We start from the raw sequence: 25,247 nt of genomic DNA, 5'->3' as shown, positions 1-25,247 counted from the left end.
AAATTTAAATGCGTCTCACAGACTACATTGACTTTAAACCATCAAAACTACCTCATTTCTTACAAAGTGAAGTAGCTGAATGTGGTATCACATGTATAGCTATGATTGCTTTTTATCATGGTTATAAAGTAAACATGCTTGCTATGCGACAACGTTACCCCGTTGGTACTCAAGGAATAACAGTTAAGCACATTTTAAAAATTGCAGATGATATTGGGTTATCCGGGCGAGTATTAAAATTAGAGCTTGGACAGCTATCTAAGCTAAGGGGACCTGCAATATTGCATTGGAATTTTAATCACTTTGTTACGCTTGCTTCAGTAAATAGAACTGGCATTGTTATCCATGATCCCGCAAAAGGAAAAGTTAAACTAGATTGGCAACAAGTCTCTGAAGCATTTACCGGGATTGCAATTGAGTTAACCCCAACATCAGCATTTACCGTGGCTGATGAACGAGTAAGAATGCCGCTCAAAGCATTTATTGGCAATATTGAAGGGCTCACATCCTCATTATTTAAGATATTTGTTGTAGCCTTGATTTTACAATGCTTCCTCTTAATATCCCCCTACTATATTAGAATTGTAATTGATCATGGTATCCCTCTTTCAGATGGCGGGATATTAATATGGCTGTTAGTTGCTTTTATAGTCGTTAATTTACTAACAACTTTTAGTAATATTATTCGCTCAGCCGCCATTTTATATTTAGACAAAAATTTGGGGTTTCAAGTAAAAGCGAACATCCAGAGACACCTATTACATTTACCCCTTTCGTTTTTTGAATCTCGCCATGTTGGCGATATTAAATCTAGGTTTGAAGCATTTAATGAAGTCCAAAGAATGATAAGTCGTGGTTTTATTTCTGCCATTGTCGAAGGCTTGCTAGGCATAACAACTTTAATCATTATGTATACTTACTCACCAGCTCTTGCTTTAGTATCTTTATCATTTCTCTTATTCACATTATTGCTTAGGTTATATTTAACCAACAAAGAAAATAAGCATTTAGAGCAAGTTTTATCTAAGCAAGCAAAAGAAAACAGCCATTTTTTAGAAACTATCAGAGCAATTATGCCCATAAAATGCTATGTAAAAGAAAGTACCCGACTTTCTTCATGGCTCAATTTATTTGCAGATACTACAAATGAAAATATTAAACGTGAAAAGGTCACGATTACTGCAGAAATTAGCCAAGATTTAGTAAGTAAAATAGAGTATCTAATTGTTATATTTATTGGCGCGACATTAATAATAAATAAAGAATTTACTATAGGGATGTTTATTGCTTTCCTCGCTTATAGGCAACAATTTTCGAGCAGCACACAAACTCTGGTAGATCATATATTTAAGTTCAAGTTAGCCTCAACTTATTTACGGAGAATGTCTGATATAGTGATGCAAAACCAAGAGCAAGAAAATACCTCTCTGACAATAACCAAAGAACAAGCAAAAGGCTACATTGAAGTACGCGACCTGCATTTTCGATATTCAACATCCTCTCCTTGGTTATTTAAAGGAATAAACTTTAAAATTGATGCCGGAGAATCGGTGGCTATCATAGGTCGCTCTGGGTTGGGTAAATCATCGCTCCTAAAATTAATGACTGGATTAATCAAAGCAGAGCAAGGTGATTACTTGTTAGATGGGCACTCTATAAAAATGCTTGGCATGAGAAACTTTCGCTCAATGTGTGCGACGGTAATGCAGAATGATCAATTACTAAATGGCTCCTTAATTGAAAATATATGCTTCTTTGAGCCAAAACCTGATCTAGATAAAATCACAGAAGCCATTAAAGGTGCTGCTATATGGCATGAGATTCAAAGCATGCCTATGGGTTTACATACTCAAGTTGGCGATTTAGGTAGCTCATTGTCAGGTGGCCAAAAACAAAGATTGCTTTTGGCAAGAGCGCTTTACAGTCAACCAATCATTTTATTTTTAGACGAAGCAACAAGCCACCTTGATGCTGCTACTGAATTGCAAGTAAATAAATATTTAAAATCAAAGAAAATAACTAGGGTCAGTGTTGCTCATAGGCAAGAGACAATACAAGCCGCAGATAGAATAATTGACTTAGAAGAATTAATTAAGACCCAAACGTTAGCCCAAGCTGTGTGATTAAATACCACGGTAAGAATAACAAAAGGAAGAGCTATGAAATTTACATCCAAACTAATCTATCAAGGGTTGATAGGTTTATCTGTCGTTATGCTTATCTCTGGCTGGCAATTAGGCTTTGCAGATAATACCGAAGTTATATCAAAAGACTCTGTCACTATTGCAAAGGTTGAGCGTGGTGATTTTTCAATTAAAGTTGATGGCTACGGGTCATTGCAATCAATCAATAAACGACTCCTCACTGCAACTAGCAATGCTGTGGTTGACGAAATAAAACTCAAAGCAGGTGCTGTGGTTAACCATGACACGGTGATCCTCACTTTAAATAACCCCGAACTAGAAAGTAAGCTGCGCTTGGCATTAGCAAAACTTAAAAATGCCAAAACCCAAAAGCGGCAAACCGTATTACTACAACAGCGTGAGATGCTAAATAACGAATCAAGCGTATCTGAGCTAAAAGCACAATCTGAAATAGCCATGCTGCAAGTTGAAGCAGAGCGCACATTGGCTAAATCAGGCATTGTTTCCGGGATCAGCGCCAAGAAAAATGAGCTGGAAGCCAAACAGTTAATAAAGCGTATTGAGCTTGAGGAATCAAAACTTGATAAGTTAACACTGATGCAAAAAGAAGCCCTATCGATTCAAGATGACTTAATAGCCCAGGCACAGGACGAATTTGATGTCGCAAAATTAATGGTAGAGCAACTTTCTGTTAAAGCGGGGATGAGTGGTGTTATTCAGCGCTTACCTTTAAGTTTAGGACAAAGCGTCACTGCGGGTTCTGAACTGGCGCTAATAGGTAGCCTTTCTCCTTTGGTTGGTGAAATAAAAGTGCCGCAAATTCAAGCTCATTTAATTCAAATAGGTATGACGGCCCAAATTAGTACGTTGAATGATCAAGTACGCGGTCAAGTGGTGCGTGTAGATCCTGTGATCAGCGACGGTGCTGTGCAAATTGATATTGAACTTGAAACATCAGAATCAGACACCATGAAGCCCATGCAACAAGTAGATGCGACTATTTTTGCCAATGTACAAAAAAATGTGAATTATATTAAGCAACCAACCGGTGCAAGCGAAGGCAGCTATGGCTCATTGTTTAAACTCACACTGGATAACAAAGCAGTTAAAGTTGACGTGCAATACGGCAAAGCATCTGGCCAACTGATCCAAGTGTTGTCAGGGCTAGAGCCTGGCGAACAGGTTATTATTTCTACATTAGATATCCCCGCAGAAACAACAACAATAAAAATTGCTGGTTAAGGAAAAACATGAATACTGAAATTTTAAGAGTTAATAACTTAAGTAAGTCTTTTGCGAACGGTGAGCAAGTAAGTCAAATTTTAAAAGGAATTAGCTTTACCGTATACGACGGCGAGTTTATCTCTATTTCTGGGCCTTCAGGTTGTGGTAAATCAACACTGCTTAACATTATGGGCCTGCTTGACACTCCTCAAAGCGGTGAATATTACATTGACGGTTTATTGGTCTCTGATATGGACTCAAACCAACGTGCGAAAGTACGCGGTAATCGCATTGGTTTTGTGTTTCAATCGTTTAACTTAATTGACGAAATGACCGTACTTGAAAATGTTGCGCTGCCACTAAAATACCGTGGTGATTCTTTGTCAACACGCCACGCAAGAGCGTTAGATTGCCTAGAAAAGGTGGGTTTGGCTGATAAAGCTGATTTACACCCAAATCAAATTTCTGGTGGTCAGCAACAACGCGTATCAATTGCACGCGCACTAGCTGGTGATTCTGGCATCATGCTGGTCGACGAGCCGACAGGTAACTTGGACTCAAAAAATGGCGATGCAATCATGGCGTTAATAAAAGACCTAAATCAGCAAGGTACAACGATTGTATTGGTTACCCATGATCCGCGTTATGCCGACATGGCTACGCGGAGTATTCAGCTAAAAGATGGCACTGTGGTTACTGCAAATGTAGAACAGGTTGCTCAGTCATGTTAAAAACGGCCTACAATACCTTTAAACGTGCCAAACAATATTATTTTACTACTGTATTTACACTGGCATTAACGCTCTCTATGGTGCTTAGTTCATTTAGCTTGGTTGATCTAGTGTTTTTCTCACCGCTGCCTTATCAACAAAGCGATAACTTATATTTACTTGAAGGCACCATTAACTCTAAAGGCTATTCAGGGCCTGCGAGTAACTCAAAAGTAATGAGCTACATTCAGCACGAAAACACTGTTTTTACTGATGTCGCTACTTATCATAAGTGGACTGATTATAAGCTACTAGATAAACCCAGTAGACCCGCAATAGATGTCATTCTCGCTTCACATAATTTATTTGATTTACTCGGCGTAAAACCAAAACTTGGTCGGTTATTTAACAAATCAGAAGCGCTCGGCACTCAGCAAATGTCGGTCGTATTAGGTTATCGTGCTTGGCAAACTCACTATAAAAGTGACCCTAATATTGTTGGTAAAAAAATACAACTTAATCAACGCCGCTTCACGGTTATTGGCGTCGCTCCCGATAACCTTGTACTACCTGATTACAGCAAGATAAATAACGCAATTTGGTTACCAATTGATGCTGACGAAGCCTTCAACCCTAAAACATCTAACGGTTTTATGGGCGCATATAAGAATGTTGTTAGATTTAAATCTGCAACATCAGAGCAGGAAATTAATAAGCAATTAAGTAATTTATCACTCAAAGGTGCGCAGTTGCACGCGCCTAATATTTTAAAAGACTTTACTGTGGATGCACGTGTTACTGCATTTAATGATGCACTTAGGGGTGACAGCGGTAAAATTGTACTCATGCTGCTCTTAGGTGTGTGCTTATTAATGCTCATTGCACTTATCAACCTGTCTAGCATGCAGCTTGCAAAAGCTATTACACGTATCAAACCGCTTGCAATCAGCTTTGCATTCGGAGCAAGTAAAAAACAGCTCATTATTGAAACACTCAAACATAATATTTTACTTATTAGTATTGCAGTATTACTTGCTTTAACACTTACTCAAATCGGCTTTATCGTTATTCAAAACCTAGCAGCTGACGCCATTCAACGTTTAGACACGCTTTCTCTTAGCTTTAATACTTTGTTATTTTCGGCATTTTTAATTATTAGTATTGCCTCACTTTATTCATTTATAGAACTTAGTGTAGTGAAAGAGCAAAACTTAATGAGCAGCCTACAAAGCAGCGGTAAAGGAACGGGTAAACAAATGAGTTCTGCCACCAGCCACTTACTTGTTGGTTTGCAAATTTTGTTTTCGTTTTTAGTATTAACCACCGCCAGTCACGTCGTGCTCGTTACACTATCTGAAGCACTTAGAGATAACGGCATTAACACTAAAGGCAAGTACTCACTAACCGTTAATTACAGCAATATTGATAAATCCAGCGAACGCATTAATTTACACAAAGCAATTAACCAGAGGTTGCTAGCGCTTAATAATGTAAGCAGCTTAGCTGTGTCATCCGAAATGAGGCTGCCAAAAACGGTTAATGTCAATCAAATATATAACGAAGCTGGACAGTATATTGCCCAAGCACGTAATAGCTTAGTAACTGCCAATTACTTTACTGAACTTAACTTAACGATAACGGGTAAAGGCTTTGCCAAAGGGGATGAACAACTCGAAAACCCACCGATCATTATCAATCAGCGCCTTGCAGATTTACTTAATAAAAACAGTAATGAAGTACTAAACAGTAAAGTGAGTTTTGATAATAAAAAGTATTACTCAATCATAGGTATTGTCAGCAACACCTATGTACCGGGCAGCCCTGAAAGTGAAGACTTTGAAGTTTTTACACCTAAAGATTACCCTGGTTGGCAACAATTTACGTATTTAATTACTGTTACAGATGAAAATAATGCAATTGCCCATATTCAACAAGCAGTATTAGAAGTAGATCAACGATTAGACATTAATAACATCGCTTCTTTAACAAGTATGTTTGATGAAAAAAGGCAACGTCACTTAAATGCAGCATGGCTGGCTATTGTGTTGGCATCAACATCGCTGCTGATGGTGTGTATTGGCATAAACGGTATTGTTAGCTATTTGGTTAAAGTACGCAGATATAGCTTAGGCGTCAAACTTTCTATGGGGGCTGACAATTATAGGTTACTAAAAGAAAGCTTATTAGAACTCATGCAACCCATAACAATGAGCTTAGTGTTAGCCTTTTCGTTGGCATTTTTAATTATAGGCTATTGTATGTCATTACCTGGGGTTGACCTGCCTATAGACTGGTGGTTAACAACGGTAATTTGGCTGGGTTTATTAGCGATATCAGTACTTGCCAGCTTTTTTCCGATCAACCAAACGTTACGACAAGATCCAATAAAGGCACTACGAAATGAGTAAACTTAATCTTATTATAGCGTTATGGTTCATTGCCTCATCATCCGTTGAAGCTATTGAAATAGATAATAGTAAGTGGGCTAATCTCATAGAGTCTACAGGGCAAGAAACTATTTCATTATCACCAAATGGAGAGCTGGTTTTATTTTTACACCAAATTGAATACCCATCTATTGAATATTTATCTCAACAGCGCGTCGCATTAGCAGGTCTGGATTTTTATACTGATTTATCGAGCAGAGTTGATACTGAACAATATAGCCGCGCAACTTTATTTAATCTTGCAACAAACGCTAGAGAAGAAATTAAGACTGTAGAAGGAGTGATTGTCGATTTTAATTGGTCTCCTGACGCTAAAAAAGTCGCATTTTTAATTCAGCTGGGTGCCAATACAAACCTATGGTTGTACGATATAAATAACAATGTATCTAACAAACTAACAGATCTCAATTTTTCCACAAGTCTTGGCGGAAGACATCTGCGATGGCTACCTGATGGCCAAAGTATTGTCGTCAAGCAGCGAAATTTGCCAATAAAGACATCTAAATATATACGTAAAAAACCCAATTTGTTGTCATCTGAGCTGCAAAAAGAGCAAGGGCGGACCCATCAAAGCTTATTAATAAATGACGAGATGAAGAATCAGTTTATATCTATCAATCAAACCAAATTAGTGAAGATAGACCTCAATGGTAAAGTTTCTACATTAACTAAAAGTGGCTTATTTAATGATTTTTCCGTCTCTCCTGATGGTAAGTATTTACTGTATTCCATGCCACCGATTGAGTTGTCATCTTATTTACCTTATAAAAAATGGGGGAGCGCTTATAATATCGTTAGTATAGAAGAGCCAACCACCACATACAGCTTACCCAACTTAAACGATAAAATTAATCTACCTAAATCTAAAGATAGCGTACCTATTGGCGCTAGGTTAGTTAAATGGCTACCATCAGAAGACTCAACTGTGACTTGGGTCGAAGCGAGTGATAGAGGGGATATGTCTTTAGCTCAAACTTACCATGATCACATCTACAAACTAGTAAGTCCATTTGACGAGAATAAAAAACTGGTGCATCAAGTAAAATGGAGAGTTCACGATGTATTATGGGGCGTTTCAGGAATAGGTGTACTTCAGGAATGGCGCTATGATAGCAAACAGGCAAGAACTACTTTAATCAACGCCGAAACTTCTGTGAATTATTTAATCCATCAAAGAGATTATCGTGATAAGTTCAACGACTTTGGTGATCCACAGACTCTCCGTACGCCTGAAGGATATGAAGTTTTAGTTGAACAAGATAATTATTTATTTTTCTTTTCCTCAGGACAAAGTAAAGAAGGTATAAAGCCAATAGCTCAATCTTTTAATACATCGAATCACGTTGTTGAAACTATATTTTTAAGCAATACTGACAATATAGAAATGCCCCTAAGAATCGCTAATGACACCTTAATAATAGAAAAGCAAAATAATACAAGCGCACCTCAATACTACGCATTAACGAATAAAGGTTTCAAAAAACAGATTTCACTTTTATCAAGCGAAAATAGAAATAATTTTGTTAACCAGCCACTTACTATCAATTACAACAGAAGCGATGGATTAAATCTGGTTGGAACGCTGCATTTACCTAACAATTATAAAAGGAATAAATCAGATAAAATCCCTGCTATTTTATGGATTTACCCCGATGAATTTAAAAACAAAAAACTGAGCCAGCAAAATACAGTACGCACGAATTTATTTAGAGAGTTTGATCCGCTAAGTCCCTTGGTATTTCTTCATGACGGTTTTGCCGTTTTCGAATCTCCCTCAATGCCAATCACTTCATTTAATGGCGGAGAACCTAACGATGACTTCATTAATCAGATTCGTTTAAATGCCGAAGCTGCCGTCAATGCTTTAGAAGATACAGGCTCTATTGATATTCAAAGATTAGTTGTTATGGGGCATTCTTATGGAGCCTTTACTGTGGCTAACTTACTCGCGCATACAGATCTATTCAAAGCTGGTATTGCTCGAAGTGGTGCTTACAATAGGACTCTTACCCCTTTTGGATTTCAGGGTGAAAAACGTAATCTATGGCAAGCAAAGGAAACATATATTAATATATCCCCTCTAATTTATGCGGACAAAATAAATGAGCCTTTATTGTTAGTTCATGGTGAAAGCGATAAAAACTCGGGCACTTACCCAATGCAATCAATGAGAATGTATCAGGCACTAATTGCTAATAAAAAGACGACTCAGCTAATTATGCTTCCGTATGAAGGACATACATATCAAGCTAAAGAAAACCTATCTTACTTGCTCGTCCACCAGTCTGAATGGGTAAAGAAATGGCTAAATACGTCTGAATAATATGCTAAAACTATTTAATCCACGCCAAAAAGAGTTGCTTGAGCAACGCAAAACAGCTCATGAAATCTGCCGCTTGTTTGCCAAAAGCCCCAGCAAAGGCAACTTAAAGCGCATTAAGGGTTTGTTTGCTATGTGTGGTGAAGGCGTGATTATTGAGGCGAGCTTCCACTTAGATTACGGCTCGCAAGTGCAAATAGGTGATCGTACTTTTATAAACATTAATTGCACTGTGTTAGATGCACCAATTGTTGAGGGGGTCATTACCATTGGCAGTGATTGTTTAATTGGCCCAAATGTTCAGCTATTAGCGGTGTCTCATGCAGTTGAGCCTAAACAAAGGCTACAAAAAGAAAACTTTGCAGCGCCAATAACGATAGGCAATAACGTGTGGATTGGCGCAGGGGTTATAGTCTTGGCGGGCATCACCATCGGCGATAACGCTGTAGTAGGCGCAGGGTCTGTCGTCACCAAAAATATTGCCGAAAATACAGTAGTTGCAGGTAATCCAGCAGCTAAAATCAGAGATATTTAAAAACATTGATCGTAGGCAGTCCATTTATAGCGACACAACATAAACAGCCAAATTCACCTTTTCGCGCTCAAGCACGCCCTACAGGTAGGTCGTCATTTATGGCGACACAACATATACAGCCAAATTCACCTTTACGTGCTAAAGCACTCCCTACAGGAAGGTCGTCATTTATGGCGACACAACATAAACAACTACATTCACCTTTACGCGCTAAAGCACGTCCTACAGGTAGGTCGTGCTTTATGGCGACAATAATATAAAAGGCCTCTCGGTAAACGAAAGGCCTTAGTTAGAAGATTGTAACTAATTTTATATAACGACTTATCTATTCATAGCGTAAAGTAAGCGATGGCCGTGCGCTCGCGGCTTTGAAAGCAATAGTTGCTACCGTAAGCCAAGTTATTACAGCCACAACCAATGTAGCCACAGCATAAACCCAAATAGGTTGCCCTATGCGGTCATTAAAACTATTTAGCCAATTATCTGTTAACCAATAAGCGAGCGGTATACTTACTACTAAGCTCAGTGACACAAGTTTTAAATAAGACAAACTCAACCCTGTTACTAATTGCATGATGGGTGCGCCCAACACCTTTTTAATGGCCAAATCTTTTTGTTGCGAGAGTACCGTTTGAGAAACTAATACCGCAAGGCTTATAAGGGTTAGCACCGTACTTCAAAATTAATAACCATTGTGATAACGTAATTATGCGACGCTCATTTTTGTAATTTTTTGCATAATCATCTGCAAGCGCGCTTATTTCTATATCAAGGATTGAAAAGCGCGATTTTAATACATCCGCAATTTGCGTTTTTAAATCTGTATGTGAAGCTGCGTCAGTTACTTTAATGACTATATTGCCATTCGGAATGTAACTACGTGCAAGATTAAAAGAAAGGGGTATCATTTCCTGCTTAGCTGAACCTACCTTAACATCTGCGACAACGCCGACAATAGTCGCATTTAAATTTGAATCAGCATTGGTAAGCGTCATGCCGATCACGTCCTGCAATGATTTGTAACCCGCTAAATGAACCATCGACTCAGTAACAATTAACGCCACTTGCTCAGAGCCATCAGGCATTTTTTGATACCAATCACTTTGAAATTCTTCACTAAAGCCTCTGCCTGCTAACAAGTGAAGGCCTAATGCTTCAACAACATTAAAGCTCGTTACAACGGAAGGCGCGACACCTTCAATTACCTGACCATTTGGCCAAGTTAATTGAACTCCTCCTCGTACTTGCTCTGTAATATTAATGTCGGTTGCAGTAACTGAATCAACGCCTGGTAAATCAGCAATTGCTGATATTAGTTGTGTTTTATCTTTTTCAAATAGTTGTGTGGCTGGTACATTTTTAACTATGAGTCTATTTTTAGTTTGATAACCCACATCCATGTTAGCAACAAACTCCAGCTGTAACTGGGCAATTATAAAGACGATAAAGATCAATATCGCCAAGCCTGCTTGAAAACTCAGTACTCCCTTCACTAGCAAACTTAAATGGTACTGATAATGTGTTCTTACTAATAATTTCACATCAACATTCGCAACAACTACCCCTGCATATACACCATTGAGTAATCCTATTACTAAGGTAACTAAAACAGCCATCAGCACCATACTCTTGCTGAGTACGAACAATATATGTGTCTCGACTAACTGATTAAAGTAACCATAAGTCAGCTCAACAAATGCCAAAGACAACACCACCGCACAACCTGTCATCAAAATAGATTCATAGATAAATAAACGAAAAAGTTGACCTCGGCTTGCCCCTATTGCCTTTTTAATCGCAATTTGTTTTGCAGCTCTACCAACACTGACTAAATTAAAGTTGATAAAATTACAGGTTATTTGCAAAAAAAGAATGAAAATCAGCCCGCACGCAATGGTAACTGCGAGGATCGACCCAGGCGCTTTCATTTCATAAGTTGAGCGACCTTTTAAATAAATATCAGTGATATTAATCAATTTATATTGTACCGTTTTGTGCTCTTCTGACTTTGTTTTTAAATATTCTTTAAATAACTTAGTTTCAAGTTCAGCAATATCTGTATTTACAGCTGTTTTTATATAAACGTAACCATGGGGTTGCTTTTCAATTGTGTTAGGGAAGGCTGTTAGCACACTGAACTGAAAATGAGTATGCGTTGGTAAGTCCTTAAATACCGCGCCAATTATATAGGCTTGATTTTTTGTCGTTAACCGTCTTCCAATTACATTGGCGTTAGCAAATAGTCTGATCGCTTCTGATTCACTGATAGCAAGTTGATTAGGCGTGTTCAAAACCAGATCTAAATTGCCAAAAATAATGTCTAGGTTAATAAATCGATCTAAATTATTTGACGCAAAATAGACATCTTTTAACTTAACATTGGTTTCGCCATTATATGCGTCTAAATTAAAATGGTGATCAACATATCCCATAAACTCGGCAGGTATTAAACTAAATATTTCTTCAATGTCGCTATCATTTTTAAGTGCTAGTGCCACAGCTAAATCGCGCATCGGCATAAGCGTGTCAAAGCCAAAGCTTTTATAATCTACATGTGCCCTATATACCCGCTGTTTATCCGGTTGGTTACTATCATAAGAAAGCTCATGTTTTACAAATAGAGCCAACAAGATAACAGCTGCTAACCCAGCGCTATAACTAATAAAATGGAGCCAAAATAATCGAGTCGCTTTTGTTCTTATTGAAATAATTAATTGTTCCAAAGTGGTCATCCTTTTCAACTAGCTTTGCGCTGCCAAAATTTAACTCGATACTTTGGCAGCGTTAACATTTTTGTCTAAAACATCACTTTTTTATTATTCATAGCGTAAAGTAAGCGATGGCCGTGCGCTCGCGGCTTTGAAGGCAATAGTTGCTACCGTAAGCCAAGTTATTACTGCCACAACCAATGCAGCCACGCCATACACCCAAAAAGCTTGCTCAACACGCTCATTAAAGTTCGCGAGCCAGTCACCCACCAGCCAATAAGTTAGCGGGTATGCGATTGCTACACTGCCAAGCACTAAAATTAAAAACTCTTTTGCCAGTAGATTCATAATACTGATGCGTGATGCGCCAAGCACTTTGCGTACAGCGACTTCTTTTTGGCGACGAATCGTGGCAAATGAAGCTAAACCAAAAGTACCTAAGCAAGTTAAGAACACTGCAAGGCCAGTAAATATAAGTACGACAAGAGAAACACGCTCATCACCTTTTAATACCGCTTTATAGTTTTCAGCTAGTAGGTTTATTTTTGGCTCATAAATATTAGACACTTCAGCTAAAGCTGTAATCACTGCTTGTTTTATAGCAGGGAGGTTTTGCACGTTCACGGTTAAAATTACTTCAGATACTGGTGTTAAATAGTTATAACCACATAAAAACATAATGTTAGAATTCGCATCTTGTGCATTACCAACCTTTACATCTTTTACAACACCAACAACTTGCATATCCACATTACGCCCTGTGTCTTTAATTTTTTGTCCAACAATATCAGCCACATTGCTATAACCAGCCTGCTTGGCAACGGTTTCTGTAATAATTGTACCTACTGTTGTAACCCCGTTTGCTCGCGTCGCCCAGTCTGAGGAAAACTCACGGCTAAAGTCTCTACCAGCAATAAGCGTAAGGCCTAGCCCTTTTACAACATCAAAACCAGAACCTATCACAGGGGTTATTCCACCTGAAAATTCACCATTGGGCCAAGTAGGCTGTAATGTATTATTAATTGAAACGGTTAAACGAGTATCAATAATCGTTGCTTGCTCTACACCATCTATAGCCGTCAAGCGATTAATTAGTGCGCTAGGCTGCTGCGTAAATACCGATTGCACCGGCAACTCTGAAACCACTAAGCGTTGCTGCGTTTGATAGCCTAAAGGAAGACTTTGTAAGTGAGATAATTGTTTTAACAACGTAACCGATGCAATGATCAAACCGATTGCTAATGAAGCTTGCAAGGTCAATAAACATTTACGTACCCAAATGGCCGTATTACCGCGTTGTAAATCGCCACTTAACACTCGTTTTGCGCTAAATGATGAGATAAACAATGCCGGGTACAAACCTGCAAGTATGCCTACAGCAATAACAACAGCCATAATGCCCAAACCAAAGGCTGAAAAATAACTCACTATCAGTTCACGATCGACCAGCTGGTTAAAACTTGGCAATAACAGCTCCACTAACACACAGGCAATAATCATCGACAATAGAGCAACCAAAGTAGACTCAGCTAAAAACTGTGTTACTAACTGCAGCTTACTTGCGCCAAGTGCTTTGCGCACCCCTACTTCTTTGGCGCGCTTTGCAGACTGTGCCACCGTCATATTGATAAAGTTAAAGCCAGCAATCAAAATAAGTAACACGCTCAACCCTGCACAAATCGTTACAACTTGCTTTGCGCCGCCTGCTTTCATTTCAAATGGCGATTTTGCTGTTAAATGTAAGTCTAGTAATGGGTGTAACTCAATGGCAACTTGACCCGCCATTTGCCCATTGAAGTACTGTTTAGACAGTGTATCAGCGAGTGCTTTTGGATCTGCTTGCGGCGCCAAGCGCATATAAACATAACTGCTATTAACCATCAGGTTATTTGGATCATGTTTTACATATACGAGGTTTTTAAATGCAAAGTGAGTATTGCTTGGTAAATCTGCAAACACCGCCCGTACAGTATATTGCCCTTGTTCGTGCTGTAGCGTGTTACCAATAACATTTATTGTACCGAAAATTCGCAGTGCTTCAGATTCACTTAGAGCCAAGCTCTCAGGTGTACTCATTGCATTTTTTAAATCCCCTGCCAATGTGTTTATATTGATAAAGTTCTCAATATTTGGCGTTGCCCCATACAAGTCATTAAGTTTAAAACCCTGATCCCGGTACTGCACGTCAACCATAGCTTCTCGAGTCAGCGATACCATCGTCAAACCAAACACTTCTTCTACTTGGCTATATTCAGTGGCTTTTGCCGCTTGAGAATAATTGAAAATAGGAATAACTGATAACCCTAACTTTGAGTAATCTTGGCCTACACGGTAAACACGTTCAGCGTGAGGTTGCTGACTATCGTATGACAACTCGTTTTGTGCAAACAGTGCAACCAAAATAGCCGCGCCAAGGCCAATACTTAAACCGACTAAGTTTAAAATAAAATGCTGTTTTTGCTGTTTAAATGCCCGTAGGGCAGTTACCAAGTAATTAATAAGCATATTAAGCAACCTCAACAGCGGCTTGCTGTACTAGATTTGCTTTATCAAGCATCACTTGGCCATCAAGCAAGCGCACTAAACGGTCTGCGTAGTTTCCCTCTTTGTCAGAGTGCGTAACCATAATAACCGTGGTGCCTTCTTGATTTAGCTCACGTAGCATGGCCATCACCTCATCGCCATTTTTAGAATCTAAGTTACCGGTTGGCTCATCGGCTAAAATTAGCTTAGGGTTAATAACCAAAGCGCGCGCGACTGCAACACGCTGCTGCTGACCGCCCGATAACTGCTGAGGTAAATGCTCGCCACGGTGGTCTATTCCCACTCGTTTTAAAATTGCATCAACACGTTGCTTACGCTCACTTTTACTCACTTTTTGGTACTGTAAAGGCAGCTCAACATTTTCAAATACAGTTAGCTCATCAATTAAGTTGAAGCTCTGAAATACAAAACCAATCGAAGCTTTACGTAGCTCTGCCAATTGCTTCTCGCTGTAACCTGCAATGTCAGTACCTGCAAAGTCAAAGCCACCACTTGTTGGCGAGTCCAGCATGCCTAAAATTGATAACAACGTTGATTTACCACACCCAGACGGGCCCATTATCGCTAAAAAGTCACCTTCGTTTACTATTAGGTTAATGTTGCTTAGCGCTGTTGTTTCAACATCTTGAGTACGAAATACACGGCTTAAATTAGTTAATTTGATCATTGTTGTTATCCTTAAAATTGTAGTTGTTGTGCTTTTTCGAAGTTGCTGTAGCTTGAGGTGATCACCTGATCCCCCGCATTTAGCCCTTCGAGCACTTCAAAATAATGTTGATTCTTTTTGCCTAAACGAATATCACGGCGCACCGCTCTATCACTACCTTGCTCAATTACGTATGCCCAGTTACCACCGGAGTTAGTAAAAAATGCACCTCGATTAAGTAGTAAGGCATTGTTTTTGTTGTTGCCAAGCATTAACTCAAGATCAATGCTCTGGCCACGTTTAATACTTTTTGTCGCACTGGGTAAATCAACCTCGATTTGAAATTGTGACTGCTGTACGCGGCTATCAATTTTGCTCACCTTCGCGGTAATCTCGCCATCATCAAGCTCAATCATCACTGCCATATCGCGCTGAACTTGATTTAAATAAAACTCATCAAGACGCACCACTAATTTATATTCGTTAGGAATATCAATTTGACCGAGTCGTGCGCCGCTACTTTTTGACTCACCAATTTCTACATCAAGCTCGCTTAAATAGCCTGACACGGGCGCTTTTACCAATAAGTTGTCGAGGTTTCGACGGGCAAACTGGAGGTTTTTCTCTAGCATTTTAGCGCTATCTGAAAGCTGAGCCACTTGCACCTCTCGTATTGAATTTTCTTGTTTTTGGCGCTCTAGGGTGAGCTCTTTACGGGCTTGGTAATAATTTAAATCTTCTTCAAGCTCTGCTAATTGCTCTTGCGCCAACACCCCGCTTTTAACCAAGGGCTTAGTTTGTTTTAAGCGGCGTGTTAAATGAGTGATTTTTAATTCGATTTCTAATAGGTCACGGCGTAAATTTAAGCGGCTGGTTTCCATCGTCATTTGTGTATTACGTAAAAAGTTAAGCTGCTCTGTTACTTGTGCCTCACGGCTCATAACATCCAGCTGTAAGTTAGTATTGCTTAAGCGCACCAGTGGCTGGCCTTTTTCTACAAACTCTCCTTGCTCTATCAAACGCTCTTCAACTTGACCGCCAGCGATAGTATCGAGGTAAATACTGGTTTTTGGTACGACTTGACCGCGTAAGCTTAAGGCATCTTTAAAGGCACCTTGTTTAACCGTGCTAACCGTTAAACTGCTGCGCTCGATATTTTGGCTACGGCCTGTATCACTGCTTTGCGTAAAACCGTATGCAGCCGCTGCAACACCTAAAGTAAGTGCTGCAAAAGTAAATTTTTTTAAATATTTTTGCGTAAATGAGCGTTCTATTTTTTTGTCCATGTCGGCTACCTTGATACAGGTTTAATTAATCTAATTACCCATAGGTATAACAAAGTGCATGCCAACTTTTATTTTTATTAAATTACAATGACTTAAATTTAAATTTTGCCCAGCGGATACTCTAAGTGTCCGCTAATAGAACACTTAGTAACTTATTAAGCGTCCATTTATGGACACTGTTCCGTTTTTGTTTTAGGCTAAATAAAACCTTATAAAAAATAATAATTATGAAACAGTCAGGTTCGATTTTAATTGTTGACGATAACCCCGATATTCTCATTGCGGCGCGTTTATTATTAAAGCAACACTATCAACGCGTTAAAACTACTGATAACCCATTTGATATTGCTGGCATTATTAACGAACAGCGCAATAGCGATCAGCCCATTGACGTTATTTTATTAGATATGAACTTTAGCCAAGATTCCATTAGCGGCAAGGAAGGCTTTTATTGGCTAAAAAAAATCATCGAACAAGACGCCAACATCGTGGTGTTACTGATGACCGCCTACAGTGATATTCAACTTGCTGTTGATGCCATTAAAGCGGGTGCCTCTGATTTTATTGCTAAACCATGGCAAAACGAGCAACTACTCGGTGCAGTCGCCGCTGCGTTCTCACACGCTAAAGACAAACAACAAGTCGGTAAGCTCACTCGTCAAAAGCACGGCCTAAACCAAGCACTAAATACGCCTTCGTTTGAATTTTTAGGACAAAGCACAGCAATGCAGCAGGTATTTAATACCATTGAAAAAGCCGCAAAAACCGACGCAAATATATTGATCACCGGCGAAAGTGGCACAGGTAAAGAACTCACCGCTCACGCAATTCATCAAGCAAGTATGCGTAGCGAACACACCTTTTTGAGCTTAGATATGGGCGCAGTGGTGCAAAACCTATTTGAAAGTGAGTTATTCGGCCATAAAAAAGGCGCGTTTACTGACGCTAAAGCTGATCGAATTGGTAAATTTGAACTTGCCCAAGGCGGCAGTTTATTTTTAGATGAGTTAGGTAACTTACCTCTTGAACATCAAGCTAAGTTACTCGCCGCATTGCAAAACCGCCAAGTAACTCCGATCGGCGGCAGTAAAACAATTGATATTGATATTCGCCTCATTTGCGCCACTAACGACAACCTTGAGCAAGCGGTCGCTGAAGGTCGTTTTCGTCAAGACTTACTGTATCGTATTAATACCGTTGAAATTAGATTACCTGCCTTACGTGAGCGCAGTGATGACATTCCATTACTTGCTGATTACTACCTCAATCATTTTGCACAAAAATATAAACGCAACTTAACCATAACCACGCATGATATGGCATCGCTTTGCCATTACTCATGGCCGGGTAATGTACGTGAGCTCGCCCACGCCATAGAGCGTGCGGTAATATTAAGCGAAGGCGAAAATCTTGATGTGAGTTCAGTGGTTGGCAATATTACAAGTAACGTCAACAGCACTAATAACCCAATTGAAAATAATAATGCGTACGATACTTTTGATTTAGATATACTCGAACAACGCACAGTGCGCGCAGCCCTTACTCACTATCAAGGTAATGTGAGCCACGCAGCTAAAGCGCTTGGTTTAACCCGCGGTGCGATGTATCGCCGCCTTGAAAAGTATGGCTTATAAATATGCGCCCTTATTTTTTACTCGGCTTTAACCTAGCCGCATTAACCAGCTGCAGTGCACTATTATGCTACCTGTTTATTAATAAAGGCTTTTCGGCAACGCTGCTATCAGTTGTCTTAATAAGTATTGCGCTGATCGGCCATCTATTTACACTATTTACTCGCCAGCAAAAACAAGCCGAAATGGTTATTCGCGCACTCGCTAATGGCGATAGTACCTTAGGCCTTAGCCAGTATCATCCAATGCGTAAGCAGTTCGATCAAGTCAAAGAGCAAATGCAAACCGCACGCTTTAATGCCGAGCAACAAGCACAGTTTTTACAAGCATTATTAATTCATGTCGACTTGGCTGTATTAGTCTCTGATGACAGCGGCCAAGTTATTGAGTCAAACCCTGCTGTAAATAAGCTTTTAGGCAAAAGCTTTAAGCACTTAACTGAATTAGGCGCGGTGGGTGAGCTACTTTTACAAGCCGACCAAAACGTACGTAGCACCCTACACTGGCAAATAGGTGAACAACACGATACATTGTCAATTCAACTAAGTATCGCCGAAATTCAGGGTAAAGTTCGCCGTGTTGTCAGCATACAATCGATTCATGATCAATTGCAGTTAAAAGAACAGCAAGCCTATAAGCGCTTAACTAAAGTACTAACGCACGAAATAGCAAATTCTATCACGCCACTTTCATCTCTGGCTAATACGTGTACAACCTTATTACCGCAAGAACTGTGTTTTGATGATATTGAAGATAAGCAAGACTTACAGCTTGCACTAAGCACGTTAGCGTCACGTACTGGGCATTTAGGCGAATTTATAGCACGTTTTCGTCAAGTTAGTAGCTTACCCAAACCTAATTTAGCACCATACAATTTAGCTAATATACTTGAACAAATAGTCGCGCTGCACCAACAGCAAGCACTCAGCCAAGGCACAACTTTTGAGCTTGCGATTCGTAGCCAGCAACTGGTGATGCTCGATAATAGCCAAATAGAGCAAGTGCTGGTTAACTTAGTAAAAAATGCACTTGAAGTACTTGCTATGGATCAGCAACAAAACGCACAGCACTCAAACAAAACACCCATAATTCAACTCACCCTCGCGCAAAATAGCGCCCAACAGCTTTACATTGAAATCAGTGATAACGGCCCAGGTATTGCTGAACACGTTATAGATATGATTTTTGTGCCCTTCTTTACCACCAAGCAACAAGGTTCTGGTATTGGCCTAAGCCTATCAAGGCAGATTATGCTCAACCACGGCGGTGATTTAGTTTATGTGCAAAAGCCACAAGGCGCATGCTTTAGGTGTGTGTTTGGATGATAGGCCGTCATTTATGGCGGTAATTCATTTATGACGGTAATTAGAATTTATACTTTTCGCTAAAACACAACTTACTACCACATTTCTCTCATCTTGCCACAGCTCATCACTATACGTGTACTAATTTTATAGTGTGATTCTTGCCCAATATGGTTATTCCTTCTTTACAAAACCCGAATAAAAGGCAATGCAAATGATAGTGATTTGCAAAACCGCATGTTACCATTGTGAACACAAGATGAAATGTTGTAAAAAAGAAGGGCTCTATGAAACGCTCGTTAGTTTCTGTTGCATTAAACATGGCTCTATTGCCAGCAGTAATACTCTCTCATACTACTCATGCCGAACAAGTGACACCTGATAGCGATAAAAAAATCGAAACTATTATGGTAACAGGCCAAAAAATAGCCCGCTCTTTACAAGAAACAACAACCAGTGTAGCGGTCTTAACGCCTGAACAACTTGAGCAACAACAGATAAACAGCTTTGATGATGTAATGATTAATATTGCAAATACGCATAGTGACAATAATCGCAGCTTTAGCATTCGCGGTATTGATGGCTTTAATGTTTCAGGCGGTGGTAATAGCTTTTTAGCCAGTATTTATGTTGATGGTGCGCCCCTACCTGCTGACTTAGTTAGAGCCGGTGCTTTTTCAACTTGGGACGCGCAACAAATTGAAGTTTTACGCGGTCCGCAATCAACACTACAAGGCAGAAATGCATTAGCGGGTGCTGTAATTTTAAATACACAAAACCCAACCTATGACTGGCAAGGCAAGTATAAACTTACCGTAGGATCCCATGGCCACCAGGATGTAGGTGTTGCTATTGGAGGTGGTATTGTTGATGAGCAACTTGCATTTCGCTTTAGTGCAGAAGAAACCAGCGATGACGGCACCGTAAAAAATACATTTGATAATTCAGATGCCAGTGCCTCTGATGAACACACATACCGCCTTAAGTTTTTATATGAACCCACAAATTTAGAAGGGTTCTCTGCCCAATTAAGTCTAATGAATGCTGAGCGATCGTACGGTACAACTACACTGGCAATTGCCGAAGGTCAAAACCCTTTTGAAAATCGCGTAACCGTTTTTAATGATCCCCGTAGACGAAAAACCAGCTCTGATCTTGCCTCTTTAACGTTGCAATACGATATTGACGATCATTTATCGATTGCGTCTTATACTACCTATTCAACTGTAGACACTTCCTTTGTCTGGGACTCTGATTATGTGGCTAAAAGGGGTATAGAGCCAACAGTCGATACTGGCAGCACTCGCAGTAATGACTCTAATATTGATACGTTAAGTCAGGAACTTCGCTTAACGTTTGATTATGATAGCTTTAGCGGTGTGTTAGGTGGTTACTATTTTAACGCCGACAGCGAGAGTACTAGCACCGGCTTAAATCATTATCAGTTATCCAGGTTTGGTTTATCTAGCGATGGCTTGCAAGCGCAGTTTAAATTGCCAAAAAATATTGCTGACTTAGTTTACAGCCAATACGATGCATTTAACCCTGCAACAACAGAAATTTATACGCAGCTAAGCAGCGAAGTAACCAGTTATGCACTGTTTGCCGATGGTGTATGGCATTTAAATAATCAATGGGATTTACTTGCCGGTATCCGCTTCGATAAAGAAAAACAAAGCAACGCTAATGACGCTAAGTACACTATTTTAAATCAAGACAAAATGCCTAATCCAGCCAATTACGCAGGCACTCCTCTTGAAGGTATTACCCCCCTTATTACGGGTATAAACAATAAGCTGTTGGCCTTTGCTGCACAAGCATCAAAAACAGCGCCAATGGTAGACGCATCATTTAACACTCTATTACCTAAAATTGGTGCCAGCTATCACATTAATGATAATGCGACAGCGAGTTTCACTTACCAAAAAGGCTACCGTTCTGGTGGCGTAGGTGTAAACCAAGCAACTAGTAAAATTTTTGAATATGATGCTGAATATACAGACAATTATGAACTTTCATACCGCTCAACTTGGCTTGATAATAAGTTAACGGTAAATGCTAATCTGTTCTACATTGATTGGAAAGATCAACAAGTTGATGTGCAGCTATCTACAAATACCTATGATAGAGAAACAAAAAATGCCGGAAGCTCAAAAGTCCAAGGCTTTGAGCTAGAGCTGAATTATTTAGTAAGCAACAACCTGACGGCATATGCGGCCATTGGCTACTCTGGCACTGAGTTTACTAATTTTAAAATAAGCATCCCGGTTGCTGATGGCTTTAAAGAAACCGATTTATCTTGGCGTCGCTTTATGGCTCCACAAAGAACCCATAATTTAGGTTTAACCTATCAAGCTGATAATGGCTTTTTTACCAACCTAAACCTTAATTATGCAAGCAATGCACCTACTGCTATCAACCCTGAACGTAATGGCGATAAGCCAGGTGACCCTTATTATGATCTACACAATGATGCACGTACTTTAGTGAACTTACAAATCGGCTATGAGTGGGAATCTGTAGGCGTTTACCTCATTGGCAAAAACCTGCTGGATGAAGAATATTTCACTTCAAACGGAGTCAGAAATCCTGATTTAGGAAAACCAAGAGAGTTTGCACTTAATATTCGTGGTGTATTTGATTTGTAAGTAAGAATTACCTAGGCCTTGTATACCCAAGCCACCTCAAGATGCAGAATTCAGCGTTTCACAGGGGCTTAATATCAAGGCGTTACTTTGCAATAATGGCAATCCCTTTTAAGAAGTAACAACGATGAGAGTGAGTCCCTGTGAAGCGCCCTGCGGGTTGGTTTTAAAGCGATTTATACTACGTTATTGATTTTAACAATAGAACCACTATTACTTGCAATCAATGCCTTGCCTAAATCGCTTTAAATTCCAACTGAAACTCACATCTTGAGGTCGCTTGGGTATAAATGCATGATTAAGCGCTTCACAGGGTCAGAACCTAGGCGCTTTGCAGAAAGTAAGCCTCTGCAAAGCGCCTGATAGTTGGTTTAAAAAGATGTCAGTTCAGCTGGCGTCTTTTTGTCGTTTAAACAATATAAAAATAATATTTAAAGGAATAGAAATGAGCTACTTTTTTTTGCTACCAGCTTATTGGCTGTGTGGCATTTTGTTATATGGGGCAAGCCCTAGGCAAAAATTTATAAACCCCAATCAGCGTGTACCGCCAAAATGGTTAACCTTGTTGTTTACGACCGGTTTATTAATTTTAACTGTATCGCTGATGCTTATTGCTAATACAGGCATTTTTATTGCGCTTCTTTACGTATTCATTTTATTTATGTTTTTTATTCCTGCTCCTGTTTTTTTACTCTCGCACAGACCTAAATGGGCTTGGCCAAGCGTTGGTTTTTTTTGCTGCCTCGCGGCGGTATTTCACTTATTAGGAGCAACTCATGTGGCATAAAACATTTGCCGGAATGTTAAGTGGCTTAATTGTAATGATACTGGTGCCAAGCATCATTAGCTTAATATTCCCTCAATTAGTCGGGCTTATTTTAGCGCTTGGATTGGTATTCGCTTTATCAGCATGGGCTGGCGTGATGACTTGGTGCTATGGTGCAAATACAAATAAACAAGCATGGTTAAGAGCTGCTAAGGCGGCCATTCTAACCATTATTATCTTCATTGGCGTATTTTTAACTGCTACGGGGCCAACAGTATGAATAAAGAGACCTTAAAAAACCTTACACATGCTCATGCGTGGCTTGGGTTAATTATCTCTGGCGTATTAATGATTGTATTTGTGTGCGGCTCAATTTCGTTTTTCCGCCATAATATTACACAGTGGGATAGCCAGTATCATGCTCCTGCGGCCGCTTCGGGTGAAGTGGTGCCTGTATCGACAATTCTAGATAATATTGCAGCTCAAAATTTTGCTATTCCTGCCCATCATAATTTATTAATTGCACTACCATCAGCAAAGCAACCTTATTATTACACCGCGTTCGAAACTGAAACTGCGGATGGTCATCATGTTGACCACCAGCTAAATTTTGATGCTGTTACAGGGCAGCAGCTACCATTTGATCTTGATACCTTTTATTTGAGTGACATGCTCTATAATTTACATATCAGCTTATTACTCCCTTATGGCACTGAAATAGTGGGTGTAATTACCTTGCTCTTTTTTGTGATGGTGATGTCTGGTTTATGTATGGTATTGAAAAAAATGATCAGTCATTTTTATCAATACCGTACAAATCGTAATAAAGATACTTACCTTGATGGGCATACTTTAATTGGTGTTTCATCACTGCCATTTACCTTTGTTTTTGCACTAACTGGGGTTATGTTTAATTTAAGTATTGTGCTACAAGCAGGTTTTGGTTTTGCTGTTTTTAAAGGTGATATACCTGCTTTAATACAAACGGCAGGCTTTTTTCAATTCCCTCAAGTGGAATATTCTGGCAATGCTGTAAACAATAGCCAAGTTGATGTCATCCTCAAAAAAACCCAAACACAGTACCCAAACCAAGCTATTAAAATAATAAACATTTATGGTGCAGGAGACGAAAGTGGCGAGGTAGAAGTTAGGCTACATGAGCAAAACAGTTTAGTGCCCACAACATACCTTACTTATAAGCTTAAAGATGCCTCGTTTATTGATGAGTATAATTCAAAGCAAGCGCCTACAGCAGCCACTTACACTGTACTAAGTAATCTACATTTTGGCGAGTTTGGTGGGATCACGCTTAAGTTTGTGTACTTTATTTTAGGGTTTAGTTGTTGTTATTTAATTTTATCCGGCAACCTTATTTGGCTAGAAAAGCGAGAAAATAACCGCCAACAAAGTAAACGAGGATTAGCTTTTGTAAAAGCCATGACCTTAGCTCTTTCAACAGGAACATTAATCGCCGTAGCCTGCAGCTTTATTGGCGCACGGCTTACTCCTATTAGCTGGGATCGAACCGAACTACTGCCTACCTTGTTCTTTTGTGCTATTGGAGTCAGTTTATTACATGCAATATTTAATAGTATGCAGCGCCAGCGCGTTCGTTTAGCGATGGTACAACAGTTATTTGTTGCAGCATTACTATTTACAATTTGCCCTATTTACGACCTTATAAATACTATTTTTGGACACACCACGCACAGTTACCAATTATTAGATGTGGTTTTAGTCAATGCGATGTTGTTAGTTGTAGCGGGGTTTTGTTTTACTTTAGCGCAATATAAACGCCGAGGTTTGGTGAAAAACAGTGCATTTGACGATACGCCAAAACCAATTTTGGAATAACTCAACCACATAATAAAATGGCGTACTGTTTAGTACGCCATTACATTGTAGGTCGTCATTTATGGCGACAATCCAAAGTATAACCCTACAGCAAACACCTTTTCGCGCTAAAGCACGCCCTACATTGTAGGTCGTCATTTATGGCGACAATCCAAAGTATAACCCTACAGCAAACACCTTTTCGCGCTAAAGCAGCCCTACATTGTAGGTCGTCATTTATGGCGGCAATCCAAAGTATAACCCTACAGCAAACACCTTTACGCGCTAAAGCACGTCCTACATTGTAGGTCGTCATTTATGGCGACAATCCAAAGTATAACCCTACAGTAAACACCTTTACGCGCTAAAGCACGCCCTACATTGTAGGTCGTCATTTATGGCGACAATCCAAAGTATAACCCTACAGCAAACACCTTTTCGCGCTAAAGCACGCCCTACATTGTAGGTCGTCATTTATGGCGACAATCCAAAGTATAACCCTAC

General features: G+C 39.6%; 17 protein-coding genes. 12 read left to right on the top strand and 5 right to left on the bottom strand.

Going from position 1 to position 25,247, the window contains the following annotated elements:
* Positions 1–8: 8 nt before the first annotated feature.
* Genes HJP15_RS06110 through HJP15_RS06085 form a run of 6 tightly spaced genes read left to right on the top strand, consistent with a single transcriptional unit; the run spans position 9 to position 9,380 of the window.
* On the top strand, positions 9–2,123 hold the full coding sequence (locus HJP15_RS06110; RefSeq protein ID WP_170173255.1) for a peptidase domain-containing ABC transporter: 2,115 nt from the start codon (positions 9–11) through the stop codon (positions 2,121–2,123).
* Positions 2,124–2,159: 36 nt separating this feature from the next.
* Positions 2,160–3,386, top strand: a complete 1,227-nt coding sequence (locus tag HJP15_RS06105) for an efflux RND transporter periplasmic adaptor subunit (protein ID WP_170173254.1) — start codon at positions 2,160–2,162, stop codon at positions 3,384–3,386.
* 8 nt (positions 3,387–3,394) lie between these two features.
* Complete coding sequence (locus tag HJP15_RS06100; RefSeq protein WP_054454281.1) at positions 3,395–4,099, top strand: ABC transporter ATP-binding protein; 705 nt, start codon at positions 3,395–3,397, stop codon at positions 4,097–4,099.
* Positions 4,093–6,486 carry an ABC transporter permease gene (locus HJP15_RS06095; RefSeq protein ID WP_170173253.1) on the top strand — a complete coding sequence of 798 codons (2,394 nt, stop codon included), beginning with the start codon at positions 4,093–4,095 and terminating at the stop codon, positions 6,484–6,486. The genes HJP15_RS06100 and HJP15_RS06095 overlap by 7 nt, the downstream gene beginning before the upstream one ends.
* The gene (locus tag HJP15_RS06090) at positions 6,479–8,848 is read left to right on the top strand and encodes a S9 family peptidase (protein ID WP_170173252.1); all 2,370 of its coding nucleotides are present in this window, start codon (positions 6,479–6,481) and stop codon (positions 8,846–8,848) included. The genes HJP15_RS06095 and HJP15_RS06090 overlap by 8 nt, the downstream gene beginning before the upstream one ends.
* Before the next feature lies 1 nt (position 8,849).
* A complete protein-coding gene (locus HJP15_RS06085; RefSeq protein WP_170173251.1) occupies positions 8,850–9,380 on the top strand; it encodes a sugar O-acetyltransferase in 531 nt (176 codons plus the stop codon).
* A 325-nt stretch (positions 9,381–9,705) separates the two neighbouring features.
* Here the strand turns inward: HJP15_RS06085 and HJP15_RS06080 are convergent, their stop codons facing one another.
* From HJP15_RS06080 to HJP15_RS06060, 5 genes are all read right to left on the bottom strand, one after another.
* Entirely contained in the window at positions 9,706–10,050 is a 345-nt protein-coding gene (locus tag HJP15_RS06080; protein ID WP_349304611.1) for an ABC transporter permease, read from the bottom strand.
* Complete coding sequence (locus HJP15_RS06075) at positions 9,977–12,103, bottom strand: ABC transporter permease (protein ID WP_170173249.1); 2,127 nt, start codon at positions 12,101–12,103, stop codon at positions 9,977–9,979. The genes HJP15_RS06080 and HJP15_RS06075 overlap by 74 nt, the downstream gene beginning before the upstream one ends.
* 93 nt (positions 12,104–12,196) lie before the next feature.
* Positions 12,197–14,593, bottom strand: a complete 2,397-nt coding sequence (locus tag HJP15_RS06070; protein WP_170173248.1) for an ABC transporter permease — start codon at positions 14,591–14,593, stop codon at positions 12,197–12,199.
* Between the two features lies 1 nt (position 14,594).
* Positions 14,595–15,299 carry an ABC transporter ATP-binding protein gene (locus tag HJP15_RS06065; RefSeq protein ID WP_170173247.1) on the bottom strand — a complete coding sequence of 235 codons (705 nt, stop codon included), beginning with the start codon at positions 15,297–15,299 and terminating at the stop codon, positions 14,595–14,597.
* 11 nt (positions 15,300–15,310) lie between these two features.
* A complete protein-coding gene (locus HJP15_RS06060) occupies positions 15,311–16,564 on the bottom strand; it encodes an efflux RND transporter periplasmic adaptor subunit (protein ID WP_170173246.1) in 1,254 nt (417 codons plus the stop codon).
* A 227-nt stretch (positions 16,565–16,791) separates the two neighbouring features.
* Between HJP15_RS06060 and HJP15_RS06055 the strand changes: the two genes are divergently transcribed.
* The 6 genes from HJP15_RS06055 to HJP15_RS06030 all read left to right on the top strand — a co-directional run bounded on the left by HJP15_RS06055 (position 16,792) and on the right by HJP15_RS06030 (position 25,051).
* Positions 16,792–18,198: a sigma-54-dependent transcriptional regulator gene (locus HJP15_RS06055; protein ID WP_170173245.1), complete on the top strand. Its 1,407-nt coding sequence runs from the start codon at positions 16,792–16,794 to the stop codon at positions 18,196–18,198.
* A gap of 2 nt (positions 18,199–18,200) precedes the next feature.
* A complete protein-coding gene (locus HJP15_RS06050; protein ID WP_170173244.1) occupies positions 18,201–19,520 on the top strand; it encodes a sensor histidine kinase in 1,320 nt (439 codons plus the stop codon).
* A 266-nt stretch (positions 19,521–19,786) separates the two neighbouring features.
* Positions 19,787–22,147 (top strand): TonB-dependent receptor, encoded by a 2,361-nt coding sequence (locus HJP15_RS06045; protein ID WP_170173243.1) that lies wholly within the window; start codon positions 19,787–19,789, stop codon positions 22,145–22,147.
* A 773-nt stretch (positions 22,148–22,920) separates the two neighbouring features.
* A complete protein-coding gene (locus HJP15_RS06040; protein WP_170173242.1) occupies positions 22,921–23,190 on the top strand; it encodes a hypothetical protein in 270 nt (89 codons plus the stop codon).
* Complete coding sequence (locus tag HJP15_RS06035) at positions 23,187–24,764, top strand: PepSY-associated TM helix domain-containing protein (RefSeq protein ID WP_170173241.1); 1,578 nt, start codon at positions 23,187–23,189, stop codon at positions 24,762–24,764. The genes HJP15_RS06040 and HJP15_RS06035 overlap by 4 nt, the downstream gene beginning before the upstream one ends.
* Before the next feature lie 140 nt (positions 24,765–24,904).
* On the top strand, positions 24,905–25,051 hold the full coding sequence (locus HJP15_RS06030) for a hypothetical protein (protein ID WP_170173240.1): 147 nt from the start codon (positions 24,905–24,907) through the stop codon (positions 25,049–25,051).
* Positions 25,052–25,247: the final 196 nt, after the last annotated feature.

Origin of the sequence: Pseudoalteromonas sp. NEC-BIFX-2020_002 (genome assembly GCF_013002825.1) — a bacterium.
Taxonomy (GTDB): domain Bacteria; phylum Pseudomonadota; class Gammaproteobacteria; order Enterobacterales; family Alteromonadaceae; genus Pseudoalteromonas; species Pseudoalteromonas neustonica.
The sequence above is the reverse complement of the archived record's forward strand: the minus strand, read 5'-3'. Positions and strand labels throughout refer to the sequence as shown.